Consider the following 18,663-nt stretch of genomic DNA (forward strand, 5'->3'; position numbering starts at 1 on the left):
ATGTGCTATACCTGAACCGATGCCGACTGTGACAGCAGGTGTCTTGGCCTGGGGGTAATATGGTGAATTTGTTGATAACAAAGAACAATAAGGCCAGAAATTTTGTGATTTGGCTGCTGCTGACTGCTATTTGTCTCCCACTTGCCGGTTGCTGGGATCAGCGGGAATTGCAGAACCGGCAGATGGTACTGGCCGCAGCCATTGATGTCGCCGAGGGCGAAGGTAAGGAACAGGAGCAATTTGTTCAGCCGCATGGAGGCAAAGTGTTCCGGCTTAGTGTGCAGATGCTTGATATTGAACCGCAGCAGGGGGAACAGCAGCGCGGGGCAAAAATCAGTACTTTTGTCATTTCGGGCACCGGACGCCTATTTTCCGAGATTGAGCGGGATATGCTGGGACAGCTTGGCAAACCGATGAATTGGGAGCATATTCAAGCCATTGTTATCAGCCAGGCAGCTATTGAAGCCGGCGGGATCGGACAGATAATGGACTGGTTTGTGCGTGATATAGAGATGCGTTGGCGTATCCGGGTATATGTTACTACCGGTGAGGCCAGGCCCATTATTGAGTATCAGCCTCCCAACGGTGAGCCCAACGGGTTATTTCTGGCAGGGATTGGCCGCAACTATCTAAAGAATCCCCATATTGCCGGTGCAGATACTGAACTCGGGTTTCTCGTCATACGGATGGATAATAAGGTGGCGGCTCCTTTCCCTACAATCCAATTAGTCGGTGATGTTCTTAAAGTAGGCGGTACAGCGCTCATTATGAAAGGAGAACTGGCCGGTTATGTAGATGAATATGACAGTCTTGGTGCCAAGCTTATCACAGGTCTTGAGAAGAGTGCCATTATAACCACTGCCTGTACGGAGCATCCTGACCGGATATATGCATTTGAACTGTTCCGGCATGATACCCGGCTCACGCCTCATGTGTCCGGCGATAATATTTACTATACGCTTGATATTGCTATGTATGGCAATATTGGCGAAATGGAGGGCTGTCCGGAGCCCCATAATCATCAGGTAAGGGATCCGCAGTACGTCAGGAAACTGGAATTGCAGTTTGCCGAGGAGGTAAAAAAGGCGGTGTATCATTCGTATAAACGTCATCAGGCTTTACGGGCCGATGCGCTGCGGATGGGGAAAAAAATGCAGATTCGCTATCCGAAAAAATGGGCAGAAATAAAAGACCGCTGGCATGACGAAATATTTCCCTTCATCCCGCTGGTGGTATCGGTCAATGTTACTATTCACCAGTTGGGTGAGCACAAATAATTATTTAAAGATTATGCTGAATAACCATAACCCTATGGCGGCCACGGTATACCCGGCTGCTATTTTTTTCGCGAATTTGGCTTCGCTGGCCCGGCCGTTGTGTTTTTCCAGAACTGAAGCCAGTACCCGGGCGACAAGTGCTGTCGCAAAAAATACAAGCAATAGCCACAAAGTAGTCTGGTGAACCAGCAGGTAAGCCAGCTTTTGCCAATAGTATGCTATATTACTCATGAATACCTCCTGCTTATGAGGCAGCCTGACAATCAGGATAACCCGTCCCCAATCCTTTGTACTAAAACCAGCTTCTGCCACATATACATAACTTGAGATAGCATTGGCAGGGAGGGATATTTTTATGCCGATAGATAATAAAACGCCAAAGTGGCGTCATCAATTGACATTGGTAGACCGGGAGGAACTTACCGTGGACGGAGTCAGCAGTCTGGGAAGCTATGACGAAAAAGAAGTTGTTATGGAAACTGAACAGGGCGTGCTTACCATCACCGGCGAGGGTCTTAATATTAAACAGCTTAATCTGGAGCAAGGCAATATTGTTATAGAGGGAACGGTAAAAGGATTAACTTATGAGGATGAGACACGCCAGAAAAAAGGCTTGCTGGAACGGTTTTTGAAGTAACGTGCGTAGCCGGGCATTGTCGCTATGGCTGTTTTTGCTGTTTGTGCTGGCAGCGCAAGCTGTGGCCTATAGCTTTGCCAACAGTCTTGCCGCTTACAGTCGCCGGGCATTATATGCTCATTTTACAACAGAAACTGCCGCCATACAGGATGTGAAAGGTCTGCCTTACTCGGAACTGATTAATCAGGCTGGTAAAACCTATGGCATCAGTCCGGAACTGGTAGCTGCCGTGATTAAGGCCGAAAGCTCTTTTCAGGCCCGGGCGCTGTCAAAAGCGGGAGCTTATGGGCTAATGCAGGTCATTCCGGGTACTTGGCGGCTGGTAAATAACCAGGCTTTGATTTGCCATGGCCGGCATGACGGGGAATGCGGCAGTGACTGTTTCTATAATCCGGAACTTAATATTGCTGTCGGCACCTATTATCTTGGCCAGTTGGTCAGACGTTATAACAGTCATGTTGAACTGGCGGTGGCAGCCTATAACGCCGGGCCGGGGGCAGTTGATAAATACGGCGGGATTCCGCCATATGCGGAAACGACAGAATATGTAGAGCGGGTAGTCGGCTACTGGTACCAGCTTAGCGGCCGTCTGCCGCCAGCGGGTTTGGCGGCCGGTACCTGGACAAAAATTACTTATGCAGTAGGCTGGAGCATGGTTATGACAGTCAGTGCCCTGGTGTTAACAGGCAGGTATTTGTTGCGGCGGCATAGAGGTTTTCATTGGCGATAGTACCTTGTCAGCCCTAATCCAGTGAATACTGACGGTCTATTTTCCGCAACCCTTCGTTGTCGTCAGTCAGCATACGTCCGGTATGCTTCCCTCCTCCGCCTTGGTTTGCGAAAAATAGTCTCGCCATTATTCTACCGTTTTAGAGCTGACAAGGTACTGATGGGAGTGATCGGCGCTTTTCCTATACTGGTGACAGGGAGGTGAACCGATGGAGTTATCCACGCAGATTAGGACATTTGTACTCATTGTGACAACCGGGATTGTTCTGGGGATACTGTTTGATACCTATCGGGTACTGCGCCGGCGTTTCCGGCCGCCGTGGCTGGTGACTTCACTGACTGATCTGCTGTATTGCCTGCTTGCATCAGCCATTGCGTTTACGGCACTCCTTGCCAGTAATTGGGGAGAACTCCGGTTTTACGTTTATATTGCACTGCTTGTCGGAATTATTGCCTATTATCGTTTGGTCAGTCAATATGTAATGAAATTTATTATGGCACTGCTGTTGCTGATTACGAAACTCTGTCATCTGACAAAACTGGCAGTTGCCTTTACGATAATTAAACCGGTTGTTTTCGTAACACGAACGGTCCTATGGCCTTGTCGGTTTATTGGCAGGAAGTATTCGGCCTGGTACAAACGACGGCGTCCGCCGCCGCCGGAAGAAATACCACCGCTCTAATGTCTGTAATATTTTATATAAATTACCAGCCTAAAGAGGATTTAGCGTGTAAAGAGCGAATATAGGTAAGAATTACTATTAATATGGTGATGTTTATGCCGCAAAAACGTAGGAAATCCAAACAGTTTAGCTGGTTTCGGTTATGTCTTTTAATCATGGCCGGATATTTTTGCTATGCCGTGATTGATCAGCAAACCGAACTGTACCAAATCCGCCGGGAAACCGAGGTGGTAAACGCTCAGATGGCGCAGGCGCGTGAGGTTAACAGCCGCTTGCTTGCGGAAAAGGAGAATTTGAGTACAGCCGCTTATATTGAAAAGGTGGCCCGCGAACAGCTTGGTTTGGTTAAACCGGGAGAAGTTCCTTATATTCCTGCCAGGGAACCAGCTATTCCTTGACACATTTTCACCGGCGGGAGTATAATATGGATTGCGAGATTCAAATAGCACAGTAAAAAGTACGAAAGATTTTAAGGAGGAAATTTGATTAGTATGTCCATTGAAGTTGGCAGTGTTGTAGAAGGAGTTGTGACCGGCATAACTAACTTTGGCGCTTTTGTCGAGTTGCCGGGTGGAAAGGTAGGCTTGATTCACATCTCCGAAGTTGCTGACGTATACGTCCGCGATGTTAAGGATTTTTTGAAAGAGCAGGACAAAGTAAAAGTAAAAGTCTTATCTGTGGATGATCGCGGCAAGATTGGCTTATCTATTAAGCAGCTGCAACCGCCAGCACCCAAGAAACAGCATACCAACGATTTCCGCCGGTCTAATAGAGTGAATAGCTTGACGTTTGAAGATAAACTGAGTAAGTTTTTAAAAGACAGTGATGAGCGTCTGTCAGATTTGAAGCGCAGTACCGAATCCAAGCGCGGCGGCAGTGGCGGCCGGGGTGGTGCCGGTGGCGGCGGCGGTCCGGCTCGTCGGGCGGAATAATCCCCCAATAAAGGATCGTTATTCGACAAATACTGAAATAATGCAACGTAAAAAAATAGCGTGTCAGCCACCAGGCGTAATCAGCCGGGTGGCTTTTTGCATTTTCACCTGAGTCTGTGTCGGTTTTTTTTTATCGGCAGATGCCCTAAACAGACAAACATTTTATCATAACCTTCTGTACAATTTGAGTCACAGTACGAGACAATTATTTACAGGGGTGAGGACCATGCCAAAAGTATCTGTTATTACACTGCCTGAAGAAGTTTTGCAGCCGCCGGCGGCGAGAGTGCCGGCAGAAGCAATGCCTGAAAGCAAGCGCCGTTTTCCCTGGCAGGAGTTTTTCAGCTGGGTCAGGGCGGTAGCCCGGGCACTGTTTCATCAGCAAAACTTACCGTTTAATATGTTGGCGCTCTTGCTCGGACGGGTATCGCTTATGGGCGAGGTTGCTCCCTTCGGGTTGGCACTGTTTGCTGCTGTCGCCGGCCTAACCAGAGAACGGGCGGCTGCCGTGGGGGTATGGGCGTTGGCCGGTGTGCTTAGTGCCGGGCTTTATCAGGAGGCGATGGTTTATCTGATTTCTATGCTGTTATATTGGCGGTTATCGGACAAGCTATCGCGGTATGAGAAAAAAGTGCAGGCTGTACCGTTGTTTATGTTTGGCAGTGTTTTCTTAAGCGGGATGGCGCTCCTGCCTTGGCAGGATTGGGCCTTGTACAGTATGCTGGCAGTTTTTTTTGACGCAACATTATGTATGGTGCTGGTCTTTATTTTTCAGTATGGTGTCCCGCTGTTTTTGACTCAGGCACAGCGGCCCGAGGCCGGCACCGAAGGTTTAATCTGCGGCATAATTATCTTGGCTGCGGCTGTTGCCGGGTTAGGCAATGTAATGATATATGACTATAGTGTACGCAATATGGCCGGAGCGCTGATTATCATGCTGCTGGCTTTCAGCGGCGGCTCAGGGTTAGGTGCTTCGGTGGGGATTGTCACCGGACTGGCTGTAGGCCTGAGTGACGGTAATGCAGCTTCTAGTATCGCCATGTGCGCTTTAGCCGGCATGCTGGGCGGCTTGTTCCGAAGTATGGGCAAATCGGCAGTATTGTTAGGCTTTATTCTGGGAAGCGCCATTGCCGTATTATATTTGGGACGGCCGGGGGAATTGCTGCTGGTGCTGGTGGAAGCAGCGGTAGCAGGAGCGGCTTTCATGCTGGTGCCTGCTGCCAAACTAAGCCAGTGGCGTGAGCGCTGCCTGGATGAGAGTGATAGTGCTGAGGCGGCGCAGCAGACAGTTAATGCGGCAGTGGACAAGCTTAATCAGATTGCCGGCATGTTCAAGGACCTGTCAGGTGCGTTTGGCTCAGGCAGCGCTAAAGAGAATACTGCTTATAATGAAAAAATTAAAGAGGCCCAGTTGGCACAGGCCCTGTCCGCTGTGGGGGAGCGGGTCTGCGGACCTTGCGCGCGGCGCGATGAGTGCTGGGAACGGGATTTCTACCAGACCTATCAGGCAATGCTGGATATGCTGGCTCTGGCGGAGGCCGGCAGGCTGCAGTCGGGTGTTTTGCCTGATTGCATAAGAACTGCCTGCATAAACCGCCAGGGGCTCACCGACTTGCTTGTGCAAGTGGCGGAGAGCAACAGGGCTCATTGGTATTGGCACAAGAAACTGCATGATTGCCGCCAGGTAACTGTCGAGCAGTTGAAGGCTACAGGGATGATTATTGGCAATCTGGCGCAGGAACTCAAAAAGGGGCCGCAGAGTGATGCCGAAGCCGCCGAATTGCTGGCAGAACGGGCAGCCATATTGGGATGTCCGCTTACCGGCTTACGGGTCACCAGTGAACGGGGTAAAGTTTTAGTGGAGGCGCAGAAAGCTGCGTGTGAGGGGACGAGGGAATGTGTTAATACCATTTTACCGGCCACCACCAACCTCTTGCAGGAAAAGATGATACTGCATGCCGAGTGTGGCAGTAAAATCCGCCACAAGGATTGCAAACTGGCTATGGAATTGGCTGAGCGTTACCATGTGGAAACAGGTATGGCGACAATGGCCAAGGGGGGAGGAGAAATATCCGGAGACACTTGTGTAGCAGAGCCGGTTAGCCGGGGACGGACAGCGCTTATTTTAAGTGATGGTATGGGGAGTGGCGAAGCGGCCGCCAATGGGAGCGGACATGCTGTGAAATTTTTGCAGCAGCTGTTGGCGGCAGGCTTTGATATTGATACCGCGGTTAAGACCGTTAATTCTATGTTGTTGATAAAAATGCCGGGCGACAGCTTTGCCACCGTGGATATGGTGGTTGTCGACACCTTTACCGGCGAAGCCGAGTTTTTGAAAGTAGGTTCGGCACCAAGCTATGTGAAAAGAGTGCGGGAAGTTGTGACAATCAACCCGGCGGCACCGCCTATCGGCATCCTGGAAACCATTGAGATTGAACCTGTCCGGCGGATGCTGGTTCCGGGTGATATCGTGGTTATGGTCAGTGACGGCATTATTGATGCCGGGCGTGGTACTGCCAAGGAGAACTGGGTAGCCAATTTTCTGCGCCGCACAGGCAGTGAGCGGCCGCAGGACATCGCCGATAAAATCTTAGGGCAGGCTCTGGAATATTCAGGCGGCGTCGCGGGCGACGACATGGCCGTGCTGGTAGCCAGAGTAGCTGAGCCACCGGGAATTATCCAATAAATAAACAAGTTTTGAGCCGGGGAACAGAGTCCCTGGCTCTTTCTTTTGGATATGTATAATTATGGAATCAGAGCCAATAATAAAACTACAGGTTTTTAAGACTGCTTTCTTTACCAGACCGTTAAAACGTGTTCTGGTTTTTGAAATTACAAGGAGTGTGATTCCGATGCAGGTATATCTGGGGATTGATGTTGGCTCTGTGAGCACCAATGTGGCTGTCCTCCGGCAAGAGGGAAGTGTTGTTGACAGTTTGTATATTCGTACCCGGGGAAAGCCGATTGAAGCCGTGCAAACAGGCTTGCAGGAAATAAAACAGCGGTTGGGCGATGCGGAAGTTTTGGGTGTGGGAACCACCGGCAGCGGCAGGTATCTGACAGGTATGGTGGTGGGAGCCGACAGCATAAAAAACGAAATTACCGCCCATGCAATTGCTGCTATGCATATTGTGCCGGATGTCAGAACAGTATTGGAAATTGGCGGACAGGATTCGAAACTGATTATTATCCGCAACGGTATTGTAACCGATTTTGCCATGAATACAGTATGTGCGGCGGGAACAGGCTCATTTCTGGACCAGCAGGCCTCCAGGCTGAATATTCCCATCAGCCAATTCGGCGAGCTGGCGCTGACGGCTACGGCACCTGTCCGTATTGCCGGGCGCTGCGCGGTATTTGCCGAGTCGGACATGATTCATAAACAACAGACAGGCCATGCAATCTCCGATATTTTGCAGGGTCTTTGCCAGGCATTGGTGAGAAACTATTTGAGTAATGTCGGTAAAGGCAAGCAAGTGACAGGACCGGTGGTGTTTCAGGGAGGCGTCGCTGCTAACAAGGGGATGCAGCGGGCCTTTGAAGATGCGCTGCAATGTCCTGTTGTTGTGCCGCCCTATTATAATGTCATGGGAGCTATCGGCGCAGCGCTGGCGGCCAGGGAGGAAGTGGCCGGCAAGGGCGTTTCCGCCTTTAAAGGGTTTACGGCGCTTGAGGCCGCCTATACCACCCGCAGCTTCGAATGCAGCGGCTGTGCCAATCTCTGTGAAGTCATTGAACTCAAAGCCGATGAGGCTATTCTCGGACGCTGGGGTGACCGCTGCGGCAAGTGGACCCAGAGTGCTCTTGAACGAACAGCAGCAGAGGAAGGTGAACCGGCATGCGTATTCGCGTAGGAGTGCCGCAAGCCCTGATGTATTATCAGTATGGCCCGGTCCTGGAACGTTTCCTGACCGGGTTGGGGGCTGAGGTGGTCTTATCCGGCGAGACCTCACGCCAGACGCTTGACTGTGGCAGTGTATTAGATGAAATGTGTTTGCCGTCCAAGGTCTGTTTCGGCCATGTCTGTTATTTGCAGGACAAGGTGGATTATTTATTTTTGCCGAGGATTATCAGCGTGAGCCAGGGGCAATATACCTGCCCCAAAATTATCGGGATGTCTGATGTGCTTAAGCACAATGCCGGCAAACTGCCGCCACTGATTGATATTCATGTCAATATGCGGCAGAAAAGCTGGCAATTATATCAGGCTATTGTTTCTGTGGGCCGGTTGTTCGGTCAGGGTATGGCTGCAAGCCTCTGTGCCTGGGTTCGTGCCTGGCAGTACCGGGTAAGAACGCAGCCGCAGGCGCTGACTTTGGATGGGCGCCCCCGGGTTGCTGTTGTCGGGCATCCGTATATTCTGTATGACCGTCAGGTCAGCCTTGACGTGCTGGGCAGGCTGGATAAGCTGGGTATACAGGTTTTGACCCCGGAAATGGTAAGGCCGGGTGAAGTGAATAAGGCAGCCGCCACTCTGGAGAAAAGACTGTTTTGGTCAGGCGGCCATACCATGGCTGGTGCGGCGTTGGCGCTGATGCTTGGCAATCAGCCCTTAAACGGGATTATCTTTGTGACTTGTTTTGCCTGCGGACCGGATGCCTTCGTCGGGGAGATTATCCGCCAGCAAGCCCAGCGCCTGGATATCCCCTGTATGCAGCTGTCACTGGATGAGCATACGGCAGAAGCCGGTGTAGTTACCCGGCTGGAAGCCTTTACCGATATGATTAAACGGAGGCGCAGACTATGATTGTCACTTTTCCGCATATGGGAACCCTGAGTATTGTTCTGAAATCGTTGTTCAGCCAGTTGGGGTGCCAGGTGCTGGTCCCGCCGCCGATGACCAGACATACTATGGAGCTCGGTACTCAGTTTTCGCCGGAAACCGTGTGCCTGCCATTTAAAATGACGCTGGGAAATTTCATGGAAGCCCTGGAGCAGGGGGCCGATACCATTGTGACCTGCGGCGGCTGCGGGCCTTGCCGTCTGGGTTATTACGCCGCCGTACAGCAGAAAATTCTGGCGGAAAGAGGTTATCGTTTTACCATGATAGCCATAGAGCCTAATCTTATCCATGTATATAAACAGCTAAAATATTTTGCCCCGCAGAAAAGCTGGCGCGAAATTTATCATGCCTTCCGGCTGGCCGGCGCCAAAATGAACCTGCTTGATGATGTACAGCGCGAGCTTGCCGTTATCAGGCCGCGCGAAATGAAAAGCGGTTCAGCCGAGCGAGTTTGGCGGCAGACCGTTGCCGCCGTGGATTTGGCTGAAAGCTGTCAGTCAGTACAAGCCATTAGAGCCGAGCTGTTGGCAAAATTGCAGGCAATAGAGCTGGCTCAAGGTGTTAGTCCCTTGCGTGTGGCGGTAGTGGGAGAGATTTATGTCATGCTGGAACCGTTTATCAATCAGAATTTGGAACAATGCCTTGCCGGCATGGGTGTAGAAACGTCAAAAACCATGCTATTAAGCGACTATGTACGCGGCCATCTTCTCCGCCGGCGCAGTTATGTGGAAATGTTCAAACAGCTTTCGGCTATGGCTGCGCCTTATCTGGGGCATTATGTTGGCGGACATGGTTTAAAAAGCATTGCTTATACTATTTTAAAGAAGCAGCAGGATTATGACGGTATTATCCAGGTTTATCCGTTTACCTGCATGCCGGAGGTTATTGCCAAAAATATTTTGCCCAAGGTTAGTCAGGATGTGGACATGCCGGTATTGACCCTGGCCTATGATGAACAGACAGGCGAGGCCGGCATCAGAACCCGGCTGGAGGCTTTTGTTGACCTTTTGCGGTACCGGAGTAAACCGGCGGCAGCGAGGGTTTAACAGGTGGCAGGAAAATGCAGTTTATGGCGCGAATTGATAATAAAAAGTCTGCAGGCAGAGCTGTTGGTCCTTTGGCCAGCTCTGCTTTGTATCAGCAGGTAAGTGCAGACTATCAGGTAGAGAGCCGGGGATACTATGCTGGATATTGTAAAAGGCTGGATTGCCAGCTATGATTTAATCAGACCGGGCAGCCGGATTCTGGCAGCCTGTTCGGGAGGTCCTGATTCGCTGGCATTGGTCCATATGCTTAACAGTCTTAAAGAGGAATACTCCTTTAGTCTGGCTGTTGCCCATGTCAATCATATGTTTCGGCCGGAGGCAGCCGGGGAAGCGGAATATGTGGCTGCTTTTTCAGCAGGTTTGGGACTTGTCTGCCATGTAACAGCTATTGACGTAGCAGCCTATGCTGCTGCCAATAAGCTGTCATCACAGCAGGCGGGCAGACTGCTGCGCTATCAGTATTTGCGCAGCGTTGCCGCCGGCTGGGGCGGGGCGCGGATTGCCACAGGCCATCACCGGGACGATCAGGTGGAAACCGTGCTGCTTAACCTTCTGCGCGGTGCCGGCAGCGGCGGTTTAAGAGGCATGCAGCCGGAAAATGGTGATATTATCCGGCCGCTTCTGGCTGTCAGCCGCCGGGATATTGAAGCCTATTGCGCTGACCGGGGACTCAAGCCGCGGTATGACAGCTCAAATTACAAAACCAATTATCTGAGAAACCGTGTCAGGCTTAAGCTTTTGCCAACCCTGGAGGCTGATTATAATCCCGCTATACGGGACGCATTGTGGCGGCTCTCTGAATTGGCGGGTGATGAATATGAGTATCTTAGCCAGGAGGCTGCCAAATTATGGGGGACAGTAGCGACAGCCGGTGACCGGGTGGCTATTGATGGCAAGGCTTTGGCCGGACTGCATAAAGCCCTGCAGCGTGAACTTATCCGTCAAGCTATTGAAAAAAAACGTGGAGACCTAACAGGAATCAGCTATGGTCATGTGGAAAAATTATTAATCATGGCATTAACCGGCACCGTTGGCTCAGTGTTGACACTGCCCGGCGGGCTGACTGCCCAAAAAACCTATAGCGGTTTGGAATTGTTGAACAGTGCCTCAGATCTGAAACCAGCACCGTTTACAGGGGGCTTTAAGCCGGGAGAAGTTGCTGTACCTGGTGCAACTGTTGTTAACGGTATGAAAATACTGGCCGAGATGATCACCGGCTCGCCGTCCAGTCAGGGACCAGGCACAGCCATATTTGATCTTGAACAGCTCAGGCTGCCGCTTGTTGTGAGGACACGGCAGCCTGGTGACAGGTTCCGGCCATTAGGGCTTGGCGGCAGTAAAAAGCTCAAAGAGTTTTTTATTGACAATAAAATCCCGGAAATTCAGCGGGATTCTATTGTGCTTATTGCCGATCAGCAGGAAATTATCTGGGTGGCGGGTTACCGGCAAAGTGAACATGGAAAGGTTAGTGCTAATACGCAAAAAAAACTGCAGCTTAGTATTTCTAATGGAAGGATGTTTAAATATGAGTAATAAAATGCTGGATGACCTGGATAAGATATTATTTAGTAAGGATGAATTAGCCGACCGGATTAAAGAATTAGGTGCGGCCATTACTGCCGATTACGCCGGCAAAGAAATTCTGATGATTGGCGTTTTGCGCGGCGCAGTGATTTTTATGGCTGATTTGGCCCGCTCCATAGATTTGCCGGTGGCTATCGATTTTATGGCGGTATCCAGCTATGGTGCGGCCACATCTTCCAGCGGTGTTGTCCGGATTTTAAAAGACCTTGATGAAAATGTGGAAAACAAACATCTGCTTATTGTTGAAGACATTATTGATTCAGGGTTAACATTAAATTATCTGATAGAGAATTTATGGTCCCGCAAACCGGCCAGTATCAAGATCTGCACACTTTTAAACAAGCCAGACCGGCGCAAAGTGGAAGTTCCCATTGCCTACAATGGGTTCACTATTCCCGACCATTTTGTCGTGGGTTATGGTTTGGATTTTGCAGAGAAATATCGCAACCTGCCCTTTATCGGGGTGCTTAAACCGAAAGTTTATGAAGGATAACTGCTTTCTTAATTGTCAACTTTTCCTTAATATGCTATAATTATGCGATATGAATGATAACCTGTTAGTAACGCCGTTTTTGTGGTCCAGCGAGAGGAGGGCTACTTGTTGAACAAGTTTTTCCGGAATGTCAGTTTTTACTTGTTGATTATCATAATAGCCATTTCGATAATCGACTACTATTCGTCGAAAACAACACCTAAGCAAGAAATCAGCTATACTCAATTTTTAGTGCAAGTCCAGGAGCAAAAGGTTGAGCGGGTGACGATTGTTGACAACGCTATTCGCGGTAAGCTCAAAGATGGGCAGGAGTTTTCGACAATTGCCCCTAATGATCCGACGCTGATTAATGAGCTCAGGGCAAAAGGGGTTGACATCAAGGCCGAAGAGCCGCCCCAACCGCCATGGTGGACGACGATTTTCTCATCCATTCTGCCGATACTGCTCTTGATTGGTGTATGGTTTTTTATCATGCAGCAAACACAGGGTGGCGGCAACCGGGTTATGTCCTTTGGCAAATCCCGGGCAAAACTGCATGGTGAGGATAAAACCAAGGTTACCTTCAGCGATGTGGCCGGAGCAGATGAGGCCAAACAGGAACTGGAAGAGGTTGTTGAGTTCCTGAAGCATCCGAAGAAATTTAACGATTTAGGGGCGCGTATCCCCAAAGGGGTGCTCTTATTCGGACCGCCGGGTACAGGTAAGACCTTGTTGGCACGGGCGGTAGCCGGGGAAGCCGGTGTACCTTTCTTTAGCATTAGCGGCTCCGACTTTGTGGAAATGTTTGTCGGTGTCGGTGCTTCCAGGGTGCGCGACTTATTTGAACAAGCGAAGAAAAGTGCTCCCTGTATTGTGTTTATCGACGAGATTGACGCGGTTGGCCGGCAGCGGGGTGCGGGCCTTGGCGGCGGTCATGATGAACGTGAGCAGACCTTGAACCAATTATTGGTTGAGATGGATGGCTTTGGTGTGAATGAGGGGATTATTATTATCGCCGCTACCAACCGTCCGGATATCCTTGATCCGGCGCTTTTGCGCCCAGGCCGGTTTGACCGCCAGATTGTGGTTGACCGTCCGGATGTTAAAGGACGTTTGGAAATACTCAAAGTGCATACCAAAGGCAAGCCTGTCGCCAAAGAAGTTAATCTTGATGTGCTGGCACGCCGCAGTCCCGGCTTTACCGGCGCGGATCTCAGCAATTTAGTTAATGAAGCGGCGCTCTTGGCTGCCAGACGCAATAAGCGGCGGATTGAAATGCCGGAGCTGGAAGAGGCTGTTGAGCGTGTTGTGGCAGGACCTGAACGCAAATCCAAGGTCATCAGTGATAAAGAGAAAAAACTTACCGCCTATCATGAGGCCGGTCATGCGCTTGTCGGCATGATGCTGACCCATACCGACCCGGTGCATAAGGTATCGATAATTCCCCGCGGGCGGGCGGGCGGCTATACGCTGATGCTGCCGAAGGAAGACCGTTATTATGCAACCAGGACAGAGCTCCTGGAACAGCTTAAAACACTCTTAGGCGGCCGGGTTGCCGAGTCTGTCGTGCTGGGTGAAATTAGTACCGGCGCGCAAAATGACTTGGAACGGGCCACCGATTTGACCCGCAAGATGATTACCGAGTATGGCATGAGTGAAGTATTAGGTCCGATTACCTTTGGCCGCCGCCAGGAGCAGCAGGTTTTCTTAGGCCGCGATATTTCCCGTGACCGCAACTATAGTGAAGAGGTTGCCTATTCCATTGACAAGGAAGTGCGCCGCCTGATTGAAGAAGCCTATGACAAGACAGAAGAACTGCTGCGGACCAACATTGACAAGCTGCACCTGATTGCCAACGCGCTTTTAGAGCGTGAAACGCTTGAGGCCCATGAACTGGAGCAGCTGTTAAATCAGGGCAGTATAACTGAAACAGATTTAAGCAGCGAGGATGATGTGCCGCCTGCTGATCTGCCGCCGGTCAATGCCGAAACTGACCCGGATACCGGCAACAGTCCTAAGATTGTTTATAGTTTTGGTCTGGCTGAATCGCGCTACTGAAAGTAAGCTGAACAACGGCAGGTATACATACCTGCCGTTTTGTTATATGTAAATATAGATGCCAAGGAGGTTCAGGGTGAGAAAACTGTTAGTAATTATAGTGATTATGCTATTATCAACCGGGGTGCTGCAAGCCGCCCCGGCGGCTCCGCCGGTTGCATACGAAAAAGGTGTTGTGGTATTTGTGGGGCCGCTGGATCAAACGATGCAGAAGCAGTATCATATGGCCCAGGGTGAGCTTGTCAGTATTCAGCTGACAAGCGGACCGGAGACCGGCAAAGTGGTCGATACCTTTAATTTTGTCTCAGACCGTTCGGCCTATGAAATCAGGGTTAAGCCGGGTGACAAGGTTATTGTTGCCGTCACCAGTGACCTGGGCAGAACAAGCTATCATGTCAGTGATTTTGACCGCTTTGATTATGTGTATGTGCTGGGCGGTTTATTTGTGCTGGCGCTGGTGGTGTTTGGCGGAGTGGTGGGCGCTAAGTCGGTATTGGTTATCGCCTTTGCGATGCTGCTCATCTTTAAGTTTTTTATTGATCAGGTGATGGTTAATCTGTACAGCTTAACCTTGTTGACCCTGGTGGTGTCTGCCATTATTGCCGTGGTGACCCAGGTGGTGGTAAGCGGGGTGTCGAAAAAAACCCTGGCCGCCATTTTGGGGACTGTCGGCGGTGTGGCGATAGCCGGAATACTGTCAATGCTATCGGTCAAGCTTATGCACTTGACAGGCTTGGACTCCGAAGAGGCCATGCTGCTCAAAGCATCGATGCTGGCACAGATTGATTTTCAGGGCGTGCTGTTTGCGGGAATGGTTTTTGGCTCCCTGGGGGCTGTTATGGATGTTACCATTTCCATTGCCTCGGCGGTATATGAGGTCAGGAGCGTTCACCCGACCATCGGTTTTAAGGAACTGGTGCGGGCAGGTATGAATGTGGGGCGGGATATTATGGGGACCACATCCATCACCCTGATTCTGGCTTATGCCGGCACTTCCCTGCCGCTGATGCTGCTGATTGCTTCACAACAGAATGCGCCGATGCTAAAGATACTAAATCTAAATCTGATCGTGACCGAATTTGCCAGAGCCTTAACCGGCAGCATCGGTTTGGTTTGCGCTATACCGCTGACTGCTGTCATTACGGCTATGCTGCTGAAAAGAGACTGAGTCAAGGGACAGTTCTCTGACTCGTGAGAGGGGGAGAAGGATGAGTTGGATAAAACCGTATCAGGCTACCGGTCTGGGAAGTTTGCCGCATCAGGATGAGTTAACGGCCCTGCAGGTAATTGCCAAGGCCATGCCGGATTGGCCGCATTGGCCGCAGCTGCCGGCGAAGATGCCGGAACAGGGTTTTGTCGTACAGTATGTTCAGCCACTGATTAGACTTGGGGTGCTGACGTCAAGGCCGCTTAAGGATCCGGTATTTGTTCGGACAGAGCCCGGCTGGGAGGATAAGGCCGGTAACTTTTACGAGCAATATCTGGCCTTTGTCAATGGCGATAGCAGGGCGGAGCAGACCTTTGCGCTTGAGGGTGAGGCTTTTGCCGGTCTTGAAGCGTTCATCAGGAATTTTAACCTTTGTTTCCCTAAGGCTCAAGGGGTCAAAGGTCATGTCAGCGGGCCACTGACGGTAGGGATGCAAATTAAGGATGAGCGGGGCAGGGCGTGTTTTTATGATGAGACGCTGCGGGAAATTTTAGTGCATTGCCTTACCGCCGAGGCTGTACTCGAAGCACGGCGGCTAAAAACATTGGGTTTACCTGTACTTATATTTATTGATGATCCGGGATTGTTTCTGATTGGTGCATCTACGCATATTACCTTAACCAGAGAAGCTGCCGCCGCTGCTTTGGCTGCTGTTATTGACGCCCTCCACACCGAAGGTGTTAAGGTGGGGGTGCATGCTTGCGCCGGCATTGACTGGTCAATTTTGTTTGCGCTGCCAGTGGATGTAATAAGTTTTGATGCGTATCATTATTTTACCGGCATGGCACTGCAGGCAGACGGTTTGGCTCAGTACCTGGAGCAGGGCGGCAAACTGGCCTGGGGGCTTGTTCCTACTTCGGAAGAAGCCTGGCAGGAAACGCCGGCGTCAATACTGCGGCGGTTTGATGAGCAGTGTGCCGAACTGGCCGGGCGGGGTGTTGATGCTGCCGTATTGCGGCAAAGTATTATTTGGACACCAAGCTGTGGCACAGGAGCGTTGCCTGTCGAGCTGGCAGAGCATGTCTATGGGCTAGTCGAGGGTGTGGTTGACAGGCTGAATTCCTAATACAAGTATGTAAAAATAACATTGCCACGCCGGCATTGACGGGCGTGGCAATGTTTTTAATCGGATTTTACCGGCAGCGTAAACGTAAACGTAGTGGTCTGGCCCGGCGTACTGGTGGCGCCGACAGTGCCGCCCATCGCGATTACTAACTTGTGGGTGATGGCTAAGCCAAGCCCGGTGCCGCCGTCACCGCGGGAACGCGATTTATCTACCCGGTAAAAGCGCTGCCAGATATATGGCAGGTGTTCGGGTTCGATGCCTTGGCCGGTGTTACTTATATCAATAGCTACCTGCTGTTGAAAGGTACGGGCAGACAGACTGATGGCCGAACCTGGTACAGCATGGCGAATCGCGTTGGTCAGAAGGTTGGTAAGCACCTGATCCAGCCGGTCGGGATCGGCCAGGACTGGCGGCAGTGTGTCCGGGATGTTTGTCTCTACTGTTAACTCTTTGAGCTCCAGGAAGGGAATCAGCGCAGAGGTATGTTCGGTAATGAACTCGGTGAGCCGGATATGCTGAGCGGCAAGGGGGATTTCGCCTGCTTCCAGTTGTGAAAGGTCCAGCAAATCACCAACCAGCCGGCCAATCCGGTTGCTTTCGGCCACAATGCCGGTGAGGTAGCGTTCACGTTGTTTTTCGGTGGTGACAAGCCCGTCCAGCATGGTTTCAGCCAAAGCTTGGATTGAGGCTACCGGGGTTTTTATTTCATGGGAGACATCTGACAAAAATTCACGCCGTTTTTGTTCCAATTGTGCCAGCTCTGCCGCCATTGTGTTAAAGGTTCGGCCAAGTTCACCGATTTCATCACTTCGCGTGGCTGTGGTGCGGCTGGCATAATTGCCGGCCGCAAAGGCAGCGGCGGCCTGGCTGATATCACGCAGCGGACGGGTCAGGTTGCGGGCCGTTAACAGTCCCACAATCATGGCGGCAAAAGCACTGGCTGCCAGAGAATATAGCAGCAAATTTCCCAGGGCCTGCGTTGTGCGGGTAACACCTTTCAGTGGAGAATAGAGAAATAATGCGGCTGGCGGATCGGATTCCCGCGGTGGCAGCGGCAAGGCTGCCACTATCGCCGGGTCGCCATTGCGCCAGGGTTTCAATATCTTCTGTGAGCCGTTGCTGTCCAAATCCAGCCAATCGGCTTTATCCCATAACTCGGACAAGTTTCCCAGGCGTTTTCCTCTCCAGCCTTTTGGCGGTTGACCGGCAAGGACCTTGCCGTTTTTATCCATGAGCCAGATATCGCCGCCGGCCATATCGCCCATGCGGTCAATCCACCGGTCAGGCGGCTTTTGCCCTTTGGCTAAGGTGGGTGTAAGCATATCTACGGCTGCTTTGCCTTTGGCCAGGAGGTCGCGGCGTTTGTTTTCGATAACATGATCACGCACCAGGTAAGACATAAGTAAGCCTAAGGTCAACATGCTGACAAGAATAATTGCCACATGTGATAACAGCAGTTTAGCAAACAGCGATCTGATCATTTGGCAGTCACCTCAAATTTGTAGCCTACGCCCCACACCGTATGGATATAACAGTATTTGGGGTTATCAATTTTTTGCCGCAGGCGTTTGATGGTAGCGTCAACGGTGCGGTCGGCGCCGTCGAAGTCATAGCCCCAGACATTAATGAGGAGCTGCTCCCGGGAAAAAGCCATTTTAGCATGGCGGGCCAGAAAAGTTAACAGCTCAAACTCTTTGGGGGACAGTTGATTGCTTGTTTTGCCGGAGGCTACTGTTTGGGCAGCTAAATCGATACTGAGCTCAGGAAATTCTATACAGGTGCCGGCCTCGACCAAGAGGCCGCTGCGGCGCAGTACGGCTTTAACCCGGGCAATAACTTCGCGGGGACTGAAGGGCTTGGTGATATAATCATCCGCGCCCAGGGAAAATCCGGTAAGCTTATCGGCTTCCGCACTTTTGGCGGTTAAAAAGATCACAGGTACTTTGCGTTCCACCGCTGCGCAAATTTCCCAGCCTGTTCGTTTCGGTAACATGACATCAAGAATTAATAAATCCGGACGGTGCTCCTCTTCTATTGCCAGGGCCGTTTGTCCGTCAAATGCGGTAAAGACCTTAAAGCCTTCGCGCTCCAGATAAAGCTGAATGACTTCAACAATAGTCGCTTCATCGTCGGCCAGCAATATTTTGATCTGTTCCATAAGCCACCTCACACGATAGTGATTAAATACA

The 18,663-nt window shown here is 50.9% G+C and carries 18 protein-coding genes; 15 read left to right on the forward strand and 3 right to left on the reverse strand.

Going from position 1 to position 18,663, the window contains the following annotated elements:
- Positions 1 to 59: 59 nt before the first annotated feature.
- The gene (locus tag GT1_RS09420) at positions 60 to 1,277 is read left to right on the forward strand and encodes a Ger(x)C family spore germination protein (RefSeq protein ID WP_188398488.1); all 1,218 of its coding nucleotides are present in this window, start codon (positions 60 to 62) and stop codon (positions 1,275 to 1,277) included.
- Here the strand turns inward: GT1_RS09420 and GT1_RS09425 are convergent, their stop codons facing one another.
- The gene (locus GT1_RS09425) at positions 1,278 to 1,508 is read right to left on the reverse strand and encodes a hypothetical protein (protein WP_188398489.1); all 231 of its coding nucleotides are present in this window, start codon (positions 1,506 to 1,508) and stop codon (positions 1,278 to 1,280) included.
- A gap of 124 nt (positions 1,509 to 1,632) precedes the next feature.
- On the opposite strand from GT1_RS09425, the gene yabP reads away from it, so the two are divergent.
- The 14 genes from yabP (at position 1,633) to GT1_RS09495 (ending at position 16,474) form a co-directional block, all read left to right on the forward strand.
- Entirely contained in the window at positions 1,633 to 1,914 is a 282-nt protein-coding gene (gene yabP / locus GT1_RS09430) for a sporulation protein YabP (RefSeq protein ID WP_188398490.1), read from the forward strand.
- Between the two features lies 1 nt (position 1,915).
- Entirely contained in the window at positions 1,916 to 2,644 is a 729-nt protein-coding gene (locus tag GT1_RS09435; RefSeq protein WP_188398491.1) for a lytic transglycosylase domain-containing protein, read from the forward strand.
- Between the two features lie 208 nt (positions 2,645 to 2,852).
- Complete coding sequence (gene yabQ, locus GT1_RS09440) at positions 2,853 to 3,326, forward strand: spore cortex biosynthesis protein YabQ (protein WP_188398492.1); 474 nt, start codon at positions 2,853 to 2,855, stop codon at positions 3,324 to 3,326.
- Between the two features lie 155 nt (positions 3,327 to 3,481).
- Positions 3,482 to 3,724 carry a septum formation initiator family protein gene (locus tag GT1_RS09445; protein ID WP_075755900.1) on the forward strand — a complete coding sequence of 81 codons (243 nt, stop codon included), beginning with the start codon at positions 3,482 to 3,484 and terminating at the stop codon, positions 3,722 to 3,724.
- Positions 3,725 to 3,817: 93 nt separating this feature from the next.
- The gene (locus tag GT1_RS09450; RefSeq protein WP_188398494.1) at positions 3,818 to 4,258 is read left to right on the forward strand and encodes a S1 RNA-binding domain-containing protein; all 441 of its coding nucleotides are present in this window, start codon (positions 3,818 to 3,820) and stop codon (positions 4,256 to 4,258) included.
- 226 nt (positions 4,259 to 4,484) lie between these two features.
- Positions 4,485 to 6,944, forward strand: a complete 2,460-nt coding sequence (gene spoIIE, locus GT1_RS09455) for a stage II sporulation protein E (protein ID WP_188398495.1) — start codon at positions 4,485 to 4,487, stop codon at positions 6,942 to 6,944.
- Positions 6,945 to 7,110: 166 nt separating this feature from the next.
- Entirely contained in the window at positions 7,111 to 8,112 is a 1,002-nt protein-coding gene (locus GT1_RS09460) for an acyl-CoA dehydratase activase (RefSeq protein WP_075752683.1), read from the forward strand.
- Positions 8,097 to 9,005, forward strand: coding sequence for an acyl-CoA dehydratase activase-related protein (locus tag GT1_RS09465; protein WP_188398496.1), 909 nt, complete (start codon positions 8,097 to 8,099; stop codon positions 9,003 to 9,005). Before GT1_RS09460 ends, GT1_RS09465 begins: the two co-directional genes overlap by 16 nt.
- Positions 9,002 to 10,087: an acyl-CoA dehydratase activase-related protein gene (locus GT1_RS09470; RefSeq protein ID WP_188398497.1), complete on the forward strand. Its 1,086-nt coding sequence runs from the start codon at positions 9,002 to 9,004 to the stop codon at positions 10,085 to 10,087. Before GT1_RS09465 ends, GT1_RS09470 begins: the two co-directional genes overlap by 4 nt.
- Positions 10,088 to 10,222: 135 nt before the next feature.
- Positions 10,223 to 11,620 (forward strand): tRNA lysidine(34) synthetase TilS, encoded by a 1,398-nt coding sequence (gene tilS, locus GT1_RS09475; protein ID WP_188398498.1) that lies wholly within the window; start codon positions 10,223 to 10,225, stop codon positions 11,618 to 11,620.
- On the forward strand, positions 11,613 to 12,164 hold the full coding sequence (hpt, locus tag GT1_RS09480) for a hypoxanthine phosphoribosyltransferase (RefSeq protein WP_349255069.1): 552 nt from the start codon (positions 11,613 to 11,615) through the stop codon (positions 12,162 to 12,164). Before tilS ends, hpt begins: the two co-directional genes overlap by 8 nt.
- 108 nt (positions 12,165 to 12,272) lie before the next feature.
- The gene (gene ftsH, locus GT1_RS09485) at positions 12,273 to 14,201 is read left to right on the forward strand and encodes an ATP-dependent zinc metalloprotease FtsH (RefSeq protein WP_075752692.1); all 1,929 of its coding nucleotides are present in this window, start codon (positions 12,273 to 12,275) and stop codon (positions 14,199 to 14,201) included.
- Between the two features lie 76 nt (positions 14,202 to 14,277).
- Complete coding sequence (locus GT1_RS09490) at positions 14,278 to 15,369, forward strand: YibE/F family protein (protein WP_223226141.1); 1,092 nt, start codon at positions 14,278 to 14,280, stop codon at positions 15,367 to 15,369.
- A gap of 40 nt (positions 15,370 to 15,409) precedes the next feature.
- A complete protein-coding gene (locus GT1_RS09495) occupies positions 15,410 to 16,474 on the forward strand; it encodes a hypothetical protein (protein ID WP_188398500.1) in 1,065 nt (354 codons plus the stop codon).
- Between the two features lie 56 nt (positions 16,475 to 16,530).
- On the opposite strand, the gene GT1_RS09500 is transcribed toward GT1_RS09495, so the two are convergent.
- Together GT1_RS09500 and GT1_RS09505 are read right to left on the reverse strand one after the other, a co-directional pair.
- The gene (locus tag GT1_RS09500) at positions 16,531 to 17,955 is read right to left on the reverse strand and encodes a HAMP domain-containing sensor histidine kinase (RefSeq protein WP_188398501.1); all 1,425 of its coding nucleotides are present in this window, start codon (positions 17,953 to 17,955) and stop codon (positions 16,531 to 16,533) included.
- Positions 17,952 to 18,632: a response regulator transcription factor gene (locus tag GT1_RS09505; RefSeq protein WP_075752700.1), complete on the reverse strand. Its 681-nt coding sequence runs from the start codon at positions 18,630 to 18,632 to the stop codon at positions 17,952 to 17,954. The genes GT1_RS09500 and GT1_RS09505 overlap by 4 nt, the downstream gene beginning before the upstream one ends.
- Between the last annotated feature and the right edge of the window lie 31 nt (positions 18,633 to 18,663).

The organism is Sporomusa sp. GT1 (genome assembly GCF_014634905.1).
In the GTDB taxonomy this organism is placed as follows: domain Bacteria; phylum Bacillota; class Negativicutes; order Sporomusales; family Sporomusaceae; genus Sporomusa; species Sporomusa sphaeroides.

Coding starts and splice junctions, on each gene's coding strand:
- GT1_RS09420 (WP_188398488.1), top strand. CDS start 60: ATGGTGAATTTGTTGATAACAAAGAACAATAAGGCCAGAAATTTTGTG.
- GT1_RS09425 (WP_188398489.1), bottom strand. CDS start 1,508: ATGAGTAATATAGCATACTATTGGCAAAAGCTGGCTTACCTGCTGGTT.
- yabP (WP_188398490.1), top strand. CDS start 1,633: ATGCCGATAGATAATAAAACGCCAAAGTGGCGTCATCAATTGACATTG.
- yabQ (WP_188398492.1), top strand. CDS start 2,853: ATGGAGTTATCCACGCAGATTAGGACATTTGTACTCATTGTGACAACC.
- GT1_RS09445 (WP_075755900.1), top strand. CDS start 3,482: ATGGCCGGATATTTTTGCTATGCCGTGATTGATCAGCAAACCGAACTG.
- GT1_RS09450 (WP_188398494.1), top strand. CDS start 3,818: ATGTCCATTGAAGTTGGCAGTGTTGTAGAAGGAGTTGTGACCGGCATA.
- spoIIE (WP_188398495.1), top strand. CDS start 4,485: ATGCCAAAAGTATCTGTTATTACACTGCCTGAAGAAGTTTTGCAGCCG.
- GT1_RS09460 (WP_075752683.1), top strand. CDS start 7,111: ATGCAGGTATATCTGGGGATTGATGTTGGCTCTGTGAGCACCAATGTG.
- GT1_RS09465 (WP_188398496.1), top strand. CDS start 8,097: ATGCGTATTCGCGTAGGAGTGCCGCAAGCCCTGATGTATTATCAGTAT.
- GT1_RS09470 (WP_188398497.1), top strand. CDS start 9,002: ATGATTGTCACTTTTCCGCATATGGGAACCCTGAGTATTGTTCTGAAA.
- tilS (WP_188398498.1), top strand. CDS start 10,223: ATGCTGGATATTGTAAAAGGCTGGATTGCCAGCTATGATTTAATCAGA.
- hpt (WP_349255069.1), top strand. CDS start 11,613: ATGAGTAATAAAATGCTGGATGACCTGGATAAGATATTATTTAGTAAG.
- GT1_RS09495 (WP_188398500.1), top strand. CDS start 15,410: ATGAGTTGGATAAAACCGTATCAGGCTACCGGTCTGGGAAGTTTGCCG.
- GT1_RS09500 (WP_188398501.1), bottom strand. CDS start 17,955: ATGATCAGATCGCTGTTTGCTAAACTGCTGTTATCACATGTGGCAATT.
- GT1_RS09505 (WP_075752700.1), bottom strand. CDS start 18,632: ATGGAACAGATCAAAATATTGCTGGCCGACGATGAAGCGACTATTGTT.